The organism is Streptomyces sp. NPDC002640 (assembly GCF_053592575.1).
In genome coordinates this window covers 226,996-240,164 of the sequence record NZ_JBSFVZ010000003.1, presented here as the reverse complement: position 1 = coordinate 240,164, position 13,169 = coordinate 226,996, and the positions used below count along the sequence as shown (strand labels likewise).

11 protein-coding genes and 1 pseudogene are annotated in these 13,169 nt (G+C 74.9%); 7 read left to right on the top strand and 5 right to left on the bottom strand.

The annotated features are described in order from the left end of the window. The first annotated feature begins 172 nt into the window (after positions 1-172). The 3 genes from ACWD3O_RS05775 (at position 173) to purU (ending at position 3,236) form a co-directional block, all read left to right on the top strand. Entirely contained in the window at positions 173-1,627 is a 1,455-nt protein-coding gene (locus ACWD3O_RS05775) for a hypothetical protein (RefSeq protein WP_451414947.1), read from the top strand. A 142-nt stretch (positions 1,628-1,769) separates the two neighbouring features. Beyond that, positions 1,770-2,216, top strand: coding sequence for an SCO4402 family protein (locus tag ACWD3O_RS05770; RefSeq protein WP_451408451.1), 447 nt, complete (start codon positions 1,770-1,772; stop codon positions 2,214-2,216). A 138-nt stretch (positions 2,217-2,354) separates the two neighbouring features. Then, positions 2,355-3,236, top strand: a complete 882-nt coding sequence (gene purU, locus ACWD3O_RS05765) for a formyltetrahydrofolate deformylase (RefSeq protein ID WP_451408452.1) — start codon at positions 2,355-2,357, stop codon at positions 3,234-3,236. Positions 3,237-3,261: 25 nt separating this feature from the next. On the opposite strand, the gene ACWD3O_RS05760 is transcribed toward purU, so the two are convergent. After that, on the bottom strand, positions 3,262-4,584 hold the full coding sequence (locus ACWD3O_RS05760; RefSeq protein WP_451414946.1) for a zf-HC2 domain-containing protein: 1,323 nt from the start codon (positions 4,582-4,584) through the stop codon (positions 3,262-3,264). After that, on the bottom strand, positions 4,581-5,168 hold the full coding sequence (locus ACWD3O_RS05755; protein WP_451414945.1) for a sigma factor: 588 nt from the start codon (positions 5,166-5,168) through the stop codon (positions 4,581-4,583). Before ACWD3O_RS05755 ends, ACWD3O_RS05760 begins: the two co-directional genes overlap by 4 nt. Before the next feature lie 358 nt (positions 5,169-5,526). On the opposite strand from ACWD3O_RS05755, the gene ACWD3O_RS05750 reads away from it, so the two are divergent. Continuing rightward, entirely contained in the window at positions 5,527-5,901 is a 375-nt protein-coding gene (locus ACWD3O_RS05750; RefSeq protein WP_451408455.1) for an STAS domain-containing protein, read from the top strand. 437 nt (positions 5,902-6,338) lie between these two features. Next, the gene (locus ACWD3O_RS05745; protein ID WP_451409007.1) at positions 6,339-6,833 is read left to right on the top strand and encodes an ATP-binding protein; all 495 of its coding nucleotides are present in this window, start codon (positions 6,339-6,341) and stop codon (positions 6,831-6,833) included. A gap of 707 nt (positions 6,834-7,540) precedes the next feature. Here the strand turns inward: ACWD3O_RS05745 and ACWD3O_RS05740 are convergent. Next, positions 7,541-8,542 carry a GlxA family transcriptional regulator gene (locus ACWD3O_RS05740; RefSeq protein ID WP_451408456.1) on the bottom strand — a complete coding sequence of 334 codons (1,002 nt, stop codon included), beginning with the start codon at positions 8,540-8,542 and terminating at the stop codon, positions 7,541-7,543. Positions 8,543-8,710: 168 nt separating this feature from the next. On the opposite strand from ACWD3O_RS05740, the pseudogene ACWD3O_RS05735 reads away from it, so the two are divergent. Continuing rightward, positions 8,711-10,001 (top strand): annotated as a pseudogene (locus ACWD3O_RS05735) (MFS transporter). A gap of 50 nt (positions 10,002-10,051) precedes the next feature. Here ACWD3O_RS05735 and ACWD3O_RS05730 read toward each other — a convergent pair. After that, a complete protein-coding gene (locus ACWD3O_RS05730; RefSeq protein WP_451408457.1) occupies positions 10,052-11,230 on the bottom strand; it encodes a flavin-containing monooxygenase in 1,179 nt (392 codons plus the stop codon). 218 nt (positions 11,231-11,448) lie between these two features. Next, positions 11,449-12,099, bottom strand: coding sequence for a TetR family transcriptional regulator (locus ACWD3O_RS05725; protein WP_451408458.1), 651 nt, complete (start codon positions 12,097-12,099; stop codon positions 11,449-11,451). Positions 12,100-12,220: 121 nt separating this feature from the next. Here ACWD3O_RS05725 and ACWD3O_RS05720 point away from each other — a divergent pair, with 121 nt between their 5' ends. Then, a complete protein-coding gene (locus ACWD3O_RS05720; RefSeq protein WP_451408459.1) occupies positions 12,221-12,943 on the top strand; it encodes a VOC family protein in 723 nt (240 codons plus the stop codon). The last annotated feature ends 226 nt before the right edge of the window (positions 12,944-13,169 follow it).

Genomic DNA, 13,169 nt, shown 5'->3' with positions numbered 1-13,169 from the left:
CCCCGGCAGGCGCCCGGGGAGGGCCCGGGCCGATGCGCCTCGGGCCCACCGGGACCGGGTCCCAACTGCCCTGCTCACAGGGGGCGGTGGGAGGTTGGGTGGAGGGCACGGAGGACGAACGGGTAGCGTGAGTCGACGATTCCGTTAGTCCCCCATGTTGTAGGAGCCCCCGGTGACGCAGAGTGGACACGGCGGTCCGTGGACGCCGGAACAGCCGGACCCGACGCCGTACCCGCGCGACCCGCAGGCCGATCCGGGCCGGCACGGCGGCGGCACGGACGGCGCCGCGGACGGCGGCGGCTGGGGGAGCTCCGCACCCGAGATCTACACCGGTGCGCCCGGGCCCGGCCCGCTGCCCCCGGAAAGCCCGGCGGGCGCGGCCGGGTACGGCGGGGGAGAGGCCACGCAGTACCTCCCGCCGGTGCCGCCCGGGCCGTCGGACCCGTCCCGGCCCTCCGGTCCGGGCGCGTTCCCGGTGTCCCCGATGCCCCCGGCGGCCCCCGTGCCGATGCCGCCCGCGTCGGGCGGGTACGGCGACGAGCAGGCCACCCAGTACATACCGCCGATACCCGCGGCGGACGACGCCGCCGCCACCCAGTACCTTCCGCCGGTCGCCGACGTCGACCAGGCCACGCGGTACCTGACGCCGGTCCCGGGGAGGACCGCCGGCGACGGCCGGCCGGCCCGGCAGCCGCAGCAGCAGGGCATGGACCGCGACACCCAGATGCTCCGCCGGGTCTCCGCCCCCGGGCCGCAGTCGCCCGCAGCGGGCGCGGGCGACGCCGAGGCTACCCAGTACCTGCCGCCCGTTCCCGGTGGCCCGGGCGGCCCCGGTGGCCCCGTCGGCACCGGCGGTGGCGACAACCGGCAGACCCCGGCCGAGTTCGACAACCTGTTCCGCGCCGACGCCCCGCGTCCCGCCCCCGGCCGGGCCGTCTCCGGCGGCCAGGACCGGCCCGCCTCCGGCCGCCGCGGCGGGGGCCGCGTCCCGCTGCTCGCCGCGGCCGGCGTCGGCATCGTGGTGCTGGGCATCGGCATCGGCGCCCTGATGGACGGCGGCGGCGGGGACGGCACCCCGGTGGCCGCCGAGTCCGGTGCCGCCGCGCCCGCCTCGGACGAGAAGCCCGCCGAGGACCCCGAGAAGGCCGAGGACGACGAGAAGGCCCAGGTCAAGGCGCAGGCCGAGGCCCTGGACCAGCTCCTCGCCGACAGCGGCGACAGCCGGGCCGCGGTGGTCGGGGCGGTGGAGGACGTCAAGAAGTGCCACAAGCTGGGCGAGGCCGCCCAGGCGCTGCGCGGTGCGGCCCAGCAGCGCGCCGACCTGGTGACCCGCCTCGGCGAGATCGAGGTCGACCGGCTCCCGAACCACGCCGCCCTCACCTCCGCGCTCACCAAGGCGTGGCAGGCGTCGAAGTCCGCCGACGAGCACTACGCGAACTGGGCCGACCAGGTGGCCCGTGAGCGCGGCAAGCTCTGCAAGCGCGGCCAGGCCCGCAGCACCCCGGAGACCCGCGCCGCCGCCCAGCAGAGCGGGGTCGCCACCACGGAGAAGCAGAAGGCGTCGAGCCTCTGGAACCCCATCGCCAAGGAGTGGAAGCTCACCGAGCGGCCCCCGCTGCAGCTGTGACCTGCGGATCCGGCGCGCGCGGCGACCTCGGGCACGGGCGGCCGCCGGTGCCCGCGGGCCCCTCCGACGGTGACGGAACGTACGATCGGGACTCGTGCAAACTTCGGTGAACTCTTCCCGTCCTGGGCGTCGCTCCTCCACCATGGGCGTCATGCCCCTCAACGACATGCCGTGGTGGCGCTGGCGCGGGAACGTCCGGTCGGCGCTGCACATGCTCTCCGACCCGAACTTCCAGCAGAACGTCTGGCTGGCCGGGGTGGACGGGTACGGCGACGTCACGGACGCCGTGTACCGCCTGGTCGAGGACACCTGGCTGGACAACTGGTCGGCCGAGAAGTACGTCGGGACGATCTTCCGGGACTCGCAGGAGGCCGCGCTGGTCGACACCGCGGTGCTGCGGGTGCTGCGGATCATGCACCAGGTCGGGCCGGACGCGCCGGTGTCGGCGTACATGGCGCACCCCGGCTGGCCGGAGGCGGTGCGCGCCGCACGGGACGCGCACGTGCGGATGGCCGTGGGCGACGGGGACGACCCCGACGCGCCCCCGCAGTCCCTCGAGGTCCTGCGCATCCTCACGCGCGTGGCCTGAGACCGGGCGGGGGCGGTCCCGCGGCACCTCCCGGGGACGCCCCGCGGGACCTCCGGGCGTGCCCCGCGGGACCTGGGGGGACGTCCCGCATCCGGACACGCACGCGTCGGCCGGGACCGATGTGGGACCCTGGCGGGCATGAGTGAACAGTCCACGTCCGCCACCGCACCTGTCGAGCAGTACGTCCTCACCCTGGCCTGCCCGGACAAGCAGGGCATCGTCCACGCCGTGTCGAGCTACCTCTTCATGACCGGCTGCAACATCGAGGACAGCCAGCAGTTCGGCGACCACGACACGGGACTGTTCTTCATGCGGGTGCACTTCTCGGCCCCCGCCCCGGTCAGCGTGGAGAAGCTGCGGGCCAGCTTCGCGGCGATCGGCGACTCGTTCCACATGGACTGGCAGATCCACCGGGCCGGCGAGCGGATGCGCGTCGTGCTGATGGTCAGCCGCTTCGGGCACTGCCTCAACGACCTGCTCTTCCGGGCGCGCACGGGCGCCCTGCCGGTCGACATCGCGGCCGTGGTCTCCAACCACACCGACTTCGCCGAGCTGGTGGGCTCGTACAACATCCCGTTCCACCACGTGCCGGTGACGCGCGACACCAAGCAGGACGCGGAGGCGCGGCTGCTGGAGATCGTGCGCGAGGAGGACGTGGAGCTGGTCGTCCTCGCGCGGTACATGCAGGTGCTCTCGGACGACCTGTGCAAGCAGCTCAGCGGGCGGATCATCAACATCCACCACTCGTTCCTGCCGAGCTTCAAGGGCGCGAAGCCGTACCACCAGGCGCACGCGCGGGGTGTGAAGCTGATCGGGGCGACGGCGCACTACGTCACCGCGGACCTCGACGAGGGGCCGATCATCGAGCAGGAGGTCGAGCGCGTCGGTCACGAGCTGACGCCCGAGCAGCTGGTCGCGGTCGGACGGGACGTGGAGTGCCAGGCGCTGGCCCGCGCGGTGAAGTGGCACGCGGAGCGGCGGGTGCTGCTCAACGGCCACCGCACGGTGATCTTCTCCTGAGACCCGCTCCGTCCCGCGGCCCGGTCTACAGGCGGCTCAGGGACGCCGCCGCGTGGAGGACGTCGCTGACGGCGGACTTGTCGCCGGTCTGACCGGCCGCCGCGTCCCTGGGGCGGATGTGGCCGGCCACGAGCTGCGCGAACTCCTCGTCGTCCAGCACCACCTGCGCCACCACGTGGTTCTCCGATGGGAGCGCGGCGGGGGAGTCGAGCGGGATCAGCCACTCGCCGCCGCCGCGGCCCTCGATCTCCAGGCACAGGCTGCGGCCGGGACGGCCCGCGGAGACCAGGTGGCGGGCGCCCGGGGCGGGCTGCGCGGCACGGCCGGCCCTGCGCCGGGCGGCGAGAGCCTCCGGGAGCCGTCGGGCCGCCAGGTCGATCATGGCGTGCAGGTGGCGCGGGGCCGGCGGCCGGTACGGGTAGTTCACCGCGTCCGCGATGTCGCCGCCGTGCACCCAGCAGGCGAAGGACCGCTCCAGCAGGGCGTCCCGCAGCGGGATCTCGCACGGCCCGTAGGCGACGGGCAGGCCGCCGGACGTGCCGCCGGTGTACGAGGCGGTCCGCACCAGTTCGTGGCTCTGGCTCCGCCACGGGTCGCGCACCTCAAGGGTGGGCGGGCGGTTGAGCGCGGCCCAGTAGGCCCGGGTGCGGGAGGTCGGGGTGCCGGAGCCCGCGGTGAGGGCGACCCCGGGCAGCGCGGACAGCGGGTCGGCGAGGCCCAGGGCGAGGGCGACCAGGCCGTCCACGGCCATCAGGTGGGCGATCACCTTGGCCACGGTGGCTCGGTGCTGGCGCTCCTCGTCCTCCTCGATCCAGCGCAGCCGGACCGGGGCGTGCCACTCCGCCTCGTCGATGTCCTGCAGCAGCGCGTCGAGGCGCGCGGTCTCCGCGTCGTAGGGCGCGGCCCAGTCGGGGACCGGGATGCGCGGCGGGCGGCGGTCGAGGCAGCCGTCCAGCACCCGGGTGCGCAGCAGCGGGTCGAGGTCCAGGCTCTCCGGCCGCTGGAGGAGCGGGACCGCGTCACGCAGCGCGCGTGCCTCCTCGGCGCAGCGGTGGCAGCCGGACAGGTGCGCGTCGACGGCGGCCGTCTCGGCGGGGCTGCAGACGGAGAGCGCCCACGCGCCCAGCAGGGACTTCAGCTCGGCGTGCGTGGCGGGGGCCGCGGCGGCCCGGCCGTCGCCCGCCGTCCCGGCCCGGGCGGTGCCCGGGGCGGTGGTTCCCGACCGGTGACCGGCGTGGGGCCGGTTGGCGTGGGCGTCCGTGGCGGGGCGGCGTCCGGGCACGCGGTCCCGCGCCGCCGGGCCGTCGTCCCGGGGGTCCTCGTGGCGCGCGCCCGGGTCGCCGTTCATCCGGTGCCTCCCGGCCGCGGCGGGGCCACCGTGCGGGCCGTGGACAGCAGCTGGAGGCCCAGGCGCATCCGGCGGCGGGACTCCTCCTCGGTGACGCCGAGGTCGGCGGCGGCCCCGCGGTAGTCCCGGCGGTGGTGGTAGGCGAGGTGCAGCGCGTCCCGCAGCGGGGTGGGCATGGAGGTCACGATGTAGTCGGCGCGGGCCGCGACGGCCGCCTCGCGGACCTTGGTCTCCAGCTCCTCGCGGGCCGCGGGGTCCTCCGGGTCGGCGCCCTCGCGGAGCAGCGCCGCCGCGCCGGCCGCGTGCAGCCGCCGGACCGCGAGGGTGCGGGTCAGCTCGGAGAGCCAGCTGCGCATCGGGCCCTGCCGTGGGTCGTAGGCGGAGGGGTTCTCCCAGACGTGGGTGAAGACCTCGCGGGTGACCGCGTCGGCCGCCCGCTCGTCGTCCAGGACGCGGTTGGCCAGCCCGTGGACCAGCGAGGCGTACCGGTCGTACAGCTCGCCGAGGGCCGCGGCCTCGCCGCGCTCCAGCCGCTGCCGCAGCTTCCGGTCCGCGCGGACCGGTCCGTCCGTGGCGTTCGCCACAGTCCCCTCCCTTCGTCGTCCCCCGTGCCCCGTTCCACCGCGCCCCCGCGTCGGCGGGAGTCTCCTCCGACGAATGTAGTCGGCACCCGGTGCCGCGCAGGGCTCTTCGCGGTAAACCCGCCTCCTGGGAGCGTGCCCACGTGGTAAGGGTCGCGCGTTGCGGGCCGGGCGGCAGCAGGTGTGCGCCTTGTCCCCCGACAACGACCACAAGTGGGCTGTGTGTGAGGATTTTCGATCGAATAAGGCCGGAAGTGGCCGGTCGATGCCTGGTTCTCCCGGTCGGACCCTGTGTTTCATGGAGGTGTCGTGGGGCAGGGGCGCTGCCACGAGTCCGCCTCCGGCGAGTTAGGGGCATGAAGTGGCGTTCACGGTGACCGGCACCGAGCACGGCGAGTGGGTGGTGCTCCGGGTGTGCGGCGAGATGGACCTGATGACCTCGCCGGAACTGCGCCGGCGGGTGCACGACGCGGTGGCCGCGGGGCACCGCAGCGTGGTCGTCGACCTCTCCGGCGTGTTCTTCTGCGACTCCAGCGGCGTCGGCGTGCTCATCGCGACCCGGCGGCTGCTGCGGTCCTGCGGCGGCCGGCTGCGGCTGGTGCTCCCCGCCGCGGGCGCGGAGGACGGCTCGCACGTCAACCGGGTGCTGGGCGCGCTCGGTGTACGGCGGCTGTTCGAGGTCTTCCCGGACGCCGAGGCCGCCCTGGACGACGACGTGCGCCCCATGTCGGCGTGAGCCGGGGCCCGGTCGGGATGGCGGCCCCCGCAACACGCCGGAGAGGCGCAGCAGTTGACGGCGGGGTTCCGCGCCGCTCTCACCCTTGCGTGGTCACGAAGCGCACGTCACGCAGCGTTGTCGCCGCGCGGTCACGGAGAGTTGACGCGTCGCGCGGGAGGGCCGGGGCCGGCTGCCGCCCGGAAGGGCGGGCCGCTCGGGTACCTTGGGTGAAATGCGAGAGATGCCAGGGCCCAACGGCCCTAGCGCGAGGACGCCTCGCACGGCGGGAGTCGTCGCACAGTATGCCGCACGGGTACTCCTTCGCGCTGGAATATGCCCGAAGCGCTTGTTGGGGTGACTCAGTGTCAACCATGCTGTGCGTCAAGGGAGTCACGGACCGTGACTCCGTGTCGTGTCCGCCGGTTCGGATGGTGTGAGCGGTGCAGGTGCTTCAAGTGCAGTTGGAGATCCGGCCCGACCCCGCGGAAGTGGGGAGGGCCCGGAGATGGGCCCGGTCGCGGCTCGTGGGGTCCGGCATGGACGCGGACGAGTCGCTGGCCGAGACGGTGATCCTGCTCGTGTCCGAGCTGGTGACCAACGCGGTGGTGCACACGGGGTGCCCCGCGGTGCTGCGGCTGGTGCTGCCGGCCGAGGGCACCGACGAGGCCCCCGTCGGCGTGATGCCGCCGGTGCGCCTCGAGGTCGCCGACGCGGACTGCCGGGCGCCGGTGCCCCGATGTAGCGACGAGGACGAGACGGGCGGCCGCGGGCTCGCCCTGGTGGACGGCCTCGCGGACCGCTGGGGCTGGATCCGGGAGGGCGCGGGCAAGCGGATCTGGTGCGAACTGGACCGCGGGGCGCAGGTCGCCGCGACCCCCGGGAAGGCGGCGGCCGTCGGATACGGCACGGGTGTCGCCGCGTGCGGGGGGCTCGCGTACGAGGCGGTCTGACGACCCCGCCTCCCCGGCCGCCGGTACGCCCACCGCCGACCGCGCGCGGCTCCGAGCGGCGCGTGCGTGCGCCGCGTGTCCGTCGCCGCGTGTCCGTGCGGCGCGTACGTGGGCCGCGTATCCGGGTGGCGCGTAAGCGAGCGCCGCGTTTTCGTGGGGCCGCGTGTCCGTGCGGCGCGTATCCGGGTGGCGCGTAAGCGAGCGCCGCGTTCTCGTGGGGCCGCGTGTCCGTGCGGCACTTGTGCGGGCCGCGCATCCGGGTGCCGCGTATCTGAGCGCCGCGTTCTCGTGGGGTCATGTATCCGTGCGGCGCGTATCCGTGCGGCGCGTACGTGGGCCGCGTATCCGGGGGCGTATGAGTGCCGGACGTGTCTGTCCCGCGCGATCCGTGGGCAGCGTCTCCGCGCCGCGTGCGTCCGGGCGGCGCGTACATGGGCCGCGTGCATCCGGCGGCGAGCATCTGTGGGCCCACCGTCCCAGCCGCCGGCGACCGCACCCGACCGTGCGCCTCCGTGCGAAGCGCGCGCCGCGTCACCGCGCTGTTCGTCTCCGCCGGTCCCCGTGCGGCGCGTACCCGCTGCCGCTCTCCCTGCCGCCGCCCGTCCGTGCGGCGCGTGCCGGCGCCGTGAGCCCGTGCCGGGCGTCCGGGCCCCGCGCAGGGGCGGTCCGTCCGGGTCGGGAAGTTGTCCACAGGGTGTGGACAAGGTTCAGCGGGTGGTGCGGAAGGTGCGGCGGTAGGTGGTCGGGGTGACGCCGAGGACCGCGCGGACGTGCTGGCGCAGTGACTGCACGCTGCCGAAGCCCGCGTCGCGGGCGATGCGCTCCACGGACAGGTCCGTGGTCTCCAGCAGGTGACGCGCCCGCTCGACCCGCTGGCGGGTCAGCCACTCCCCGGGGCTCACCCCGGTCTCCTCGCGGAAGCGCCGCGTGAAGGTCCGCACCGACAGCGACTCCCGCTCCGCGAGGTCCCGCAGCCGTACCGGCTCGTGCAGCCGCTCCAGCGCCCAGGCCCGCGCCCGGGCCGTCCCCGACGCCCGCGCCTCCGGCACCGGCCGCCGCACGTACTGGGCCTGACCGCCGTCCCGGTGGGGCGGGACCACCGTGACCCGCGCCACCTCCGCGGCCACCGCCGCGCCGTGGTCGCGCCGCACCAGGTGCAGGCAGAGGTCGATCCCCGCCGCCACCCCGGCCGAGGTCAGCACGTCACCGTCGTCGACGAAGAGGACGTCGGGGTCCACCCGCACCCGGGGGAAGAGCCGCTGGAAGTGCTCGGCGTGCGCCCAGTGGGTGGTGGCCGGACGGCCGTCGAGCAACCCCGCCGCGCCCAGCACGTAGCTGCCGGTGCAGATGGACACCAGCCGCGTGCCGGGCCGGACCGCCGCGAACGCGGCCGCGAGCTCGTCGGTGAGCACGCCCTCGTGCACCGCGCTCCGCTCGTGCGCCGCCGGCACCACCACCGTGTCCGCGGTGGCCAGCGCCTCGGGGCCGTGGTCCACCCGGACCGCGAAGTCCGCGTCGGTCCGCACCTCGCCCGGCGCGCCCGCCGCGCAGGTCGTCACCTCGTACAGGCGGCGCCCGTCCGCGGACCTCGCACGGCCGAAGATGCGGTGCGGTATGCCCAGTTCGAAGGGGATCAGCCCGTCCATCACCAGCACCGCCACCCGGTGCCGGTCCGGGACCCGCCCCGGGTGCGCCTCGTCCGCCGTCATGCCCGGATCGTAGCCCTGGCCCGATCCTGTCGAACAGTGTCCCCCGGGCCACTCGTCCGGCCGCGGCCGGACGCCGATGCTGGTGCGGTGACCCAGACGGACCCCGCCTCACCCGCCCTCGCCCCGGCCGCCGGTCCCGCGCCCGCGACCGTGCCCAAGCCCGCGACCGTGCCCGAGCCCGCGACCGCGCCCGGCCCCCCGCCCCGCCGCCGGCCGCGCGTTCCCCACCGCGCCTGGCTGGTGGTGGCCGTCGCCTTCGTGACCATCATCGGCGCCGCCGCCTTCCGCACCCTGCCCGGACTGGTGACCGGGCCGCTGGAGCGGGACTTCGGCTGGTCGCGCGGCACCATCGGCGCGGCGGTCTCCGTCAACCTGGTGCTCAACGGCCTCATCGCGCCGTTCTCCGCCGCGCTGATGGACCGGTTCGGCATCCGCCGGGTGGTGACCGGCGCGCTCACCCTGATCGCCGTCGGCGTGGGCACCGCCGTGGTGATGCGCGAGGCCTGGCAACTCCTGCTGCTCTGGGGCGTGTTCGTCGGGCTCGGCACCGGCGCGCTGGCCACCGGTTTCGCGGCCACCGTCACCAACCGGTGGTTCGCCGAGCGCCGCGGCCTGGTCTCCGGCGTCCTGACCGCCGCGGGCGCCTCGGGACAACTGGTGTTCCTGCCGTTCCTGTCCTGGCTGGTCGTCTCCCACGGCTGGCGGCCCGCCGCCGTCACGGTGGCGCTGGCCGCGCTCGCGGTGGTGCCGTTCGCCTGGCTCCTGATGCGCGACCATCCGTCCGACGTGGGCCTTCCGCTCTACGGCGCCCGCGAGGTGACGCCGCCGCCCGCCCCGGTCCCCGGGGTGGCCCGGCGGGCGCTGCGGGTGCTGGGCCGGGCCGTGCGCACCGGACCGTTCTGGCTGCTGGCCGGGTCCTTCGCCATCTGCGGGGCCTCCACCAACGGCCTGGTGCAGACCCACTTCGTGCCCGCCGCCCACGACCACGGGATGCCGGTCACCGCGGCGGCCTCGCTGCTCGCCGTCATCGGCGTCTTCGACGTGATCGGCACCGTCGCCTCCGGCTGGGCTCACCGACCGGTTCGACTCCCGGCGGCTGCTCGCCGTGTACTACGCGCTGCGCGGCCTGTCGCTGCTCTTCCTGCCGATGCTGCTGGCGCCGGCCGTGCACCCGCCGATGATCTTCTTCATCGTCTTCTACGGCCTGGACTGGGTGGCGACCGTGCCGCCCACCATCGCGCTGTGCCGTGAGCACTTCGGCGAGGACGGGCCGATCGTCTTCGGCTGGGTCCTCGCCTCCCACCAGGCCGGCGCGGCGACCGTCGCCTTCCTGGGCGGCGCGGCCCGCGACGTCTTCGGCAGCTACGACGTCGTCTGGTACGCCTCCGGCGCCCTGTGCGCGGCGGCCGCGCTGATGGTCCTGGTCGTCCGCCGCCGCACCGCGCCGCCTGCCTTGTAGGCGGGACGTTCCCCGGCGGGATCGCCGGGAGCGCGTCCGGTGACGGGGGCTCAGCGCGCCGCGCGGGCGATGGCCCTGGCCACCCGTTCGGCGTCGCGGGAGAGTTCGCGCAGCGTGCCGCTGATGGGAGTGGTGAACCCGGTGAAGAACAGGCCGGGCGCGTTCTTGGGGGCGCGGGGGCCGTGCGCGGTGGGAAGCCCGCGGGCGTCGAGGACGCCCAGGTGGCCCACCAGGTCCTCCAGGCCGCGGACGTAGCCGGTGGCGGCGACGACGGCCTCCGGGGTGATCCGGGAGCCGTCGGCCAGCAGGACCTCCGCCCCGTCGAAGCCGTCCACCGCGGCGACGACCTCGACCTTCCCCTTGCGGACCGCGTCGATCAGGCCGACGTCCTGTACCGGGATCGCCCCCTGGCGCACCCGGGAGTACAGCCCGGTGTCCGGCCGCGGCAGGCCGTGCGCGGACAGGTCCGGGACGCTGATCCTCGCCATCGCGCGGGCCAGTCGGTCCACCACGGGCACCGGCAGCCGCCGCACCAGGATGGCGGTGTTCTGCGCGGGCCAGCCCGCGGTGGAGCGGCGCACGATGTGCGGCGCCGTCCGCACCGCCAGGCGGACCCGGGCCGCGCCGCCCTCCACCAGGTCGACGGCGAGTTCCGCGCCGGTGTTGCCGACGCCCACCACCAGCACGTCCCGCCCGGCGAAGGCGGTGCCGGAACGGTAGGCGCCGGCGTGCAGGAGTTCGCCGGTGAAGCCGTCCCGCCCGGGCCAGTCGGGCGTGCGCGGGGTGTGGTTGTAGCCGGTGGCCACCACCACCGCGCTGCCGGTCAGCTTCCGCCCGCCGGTGGCGTGCAGCACCCACGTACCGCCGGAGTCCTCCTCGGCCCGCTCCAGGCGGGTCACCTCGACCCCGGTGACGACCTCCAGACCGTGGTGCTCGGCGTACGTCTCCAGGTAGCGCACCATGTCGTCGCGGGCCGGCCACCGGCCGAAGGACCGCGGCATCGCCAGCCCGGGGAGCGAGGACCGCTTCCGGGTGGTGTGCAGGCGCAGCCGGTCGTAGTGGCGGCGCCAGGAGTCACCCACCCGGTTCGCCTTCTCCAGCACCACGGCGCGGATGCCGCGGGCCCGCAGCGCCTGTGCGGCCGCAAGACCTCCCGGGCCGCCGCCGATGACGTAGACGGGATGCCGGGCAGGGGGCCGGGAGTCCTGGGGGACGGGCTTTTCGAGCATGATGCCGAGATTTTATTCGGATGAGCACTTGATTGGTCTCGGTCAAGATCGGAATTGATTCCGAATCGGTCACGCTCAGGAGTGAATTGTGGATGACGGGAAGAGCGGTGACGGGGCCGCCGGCCGATATCGATCACCGCGTCGCGGAAGGCCCGCGCGGCGGTCCGGATGACAGGACGGGAGAAGGCGCGGGCACCACGGGAGAGGCCGCCGCGGAGTTACCTGGTCGGCTTCTTCCCGGTGACGCCCAGGTGCACCAGCTGCGCCAGGCTGGGACGCAGTTCGGCGGCCTTGTAACCCCAGCCCGTGTGGCCGCCCTTCTGGTGCGAGGCCGCAGCGGAGAGCATGGCGATCAGCGAGGCGGCGGTCGCGGCCGGGCTCACGTCCTGATCGACCTTGCCCTTGGAGCGCAGGCCCTCGATCGCCTCCGTCAGGCCCTTGTGGAGGGTGCCCAGGATGCGCAGGCGGAGCTTGGAGAACCGTTTGTCCCCTTCGGCCGCGGCCAGGTCGACGACCCGCAGGATCGCGTCGTTGGCCCGCCAGAAGTCCATGAACCCGTCCACGAGTTCCTGGGCCGTCTGCCATCCCGCCCGGCCCGTCCAGGACCGGCCCTCCAGTAGGCCGCCCAGGCCGGCGCCGCCGGCCGCCAGGTCCTCGGCGATCTCCAGGACGGCGCTCTCGACGTCCGGGAAGTACTGGTAGAAGGTCGCCGGGGAAGTGCCTGCCTTGCGCGCCACGTCGATGACCTTGACGTCGCGGTAAGGGGCCGAACCGAGCATTTCTCCGAGGCAGTCCAGCAGCTTCTGCCGTGTCGCCTGCCCTCGCCGACCAGCCACGCGGCCGTCGACCGTGCGTACGTGTCCTGTCATGTCGTCAGCTTATCGACGGCCGATTCCCGCGCTATTCGGCAGACTGCAAATGGGGTGCGGGTGCTCTGCGTGACCGTTCCGGGGCCGCTAACTTGGCGCTATGGCCGAAAATGGGGCATCCGTGAATACGGAGGGCGGCGATGCCGCCATGGGCGTTCCCTGCTGGGTGGACGCCTCGCTTCCCGACGTCGAGGCGGGCAAGCGTTTCTACGGGGAACTCTTCGGGTGGAGTTTCGACCCGGTGGGACCGCGCGGGATGGAGGGCGGCCCGCTCGGTGCCGCCTGGGCGCACCGGGAGGGCGAGCCGGTGGCCGCCCTGCTGCCCAAGCGGGACGGGCGGATGCCGACGGTGTGGACGGTGTACCTGTGCACCCGGGACGCGACGGCGCTGTCCCGGCGGATCACCGAGGAGGGCGGGCAGCTGATCGCCGCTCCCGTGCCGATGGGCCGGCTGGGGCGGCAGGCACTGGCGGTGGGACCGGAGGGCGCGGTCTTCGGCCTGTGGGAGCCGGCCGCCCACGACGGCTTCGGCCGGCGGCGGCCGGCCGGCGGCGGTTTCGCCCGGGCGGTGCTCCACACCCGCGCCCCGGAGGAGGCCCGGCCGTTCTGGCAGCGGGTGTTCGGCGGGCTGCGGGACGGCATCGCCCCCCTGGCGGGCGTTTTTCCGGAAGTCATGCCGTCGCACTTTCTGGTGCATTTCTCGGTGGGGGATCTGGAGGCCGCCCTGGGGGCGGTCTACCGCCTCGGCGGCCGGGTGCAGGCGCAGCCGTTCACCACCGACCGCGGCAGGGTCGCCGTGGTGACGGACAACCAGAACGCGTCGTTCGCCCTGCTGGAGGGCTGACGGCGAGGGCCGCACCGCCCGCCGCGGGCCCCTCGGGCCGGTGGCGGGCGGGCCGGGACGGTGTGCCGGCGCCCCGGCACCGTCTCCCGGGCCTGTGACGGGCGCACCCGGCGATCGAAATCCGTCCCCGGGTTCGCGCGGCGCCGCTCGGGCAAGGAAGAATCGGGGTGCGTGCCGCCGCGGCGGTGCGGTGGTGAGACGCTGCACGGGGTCGCGTACAACACGA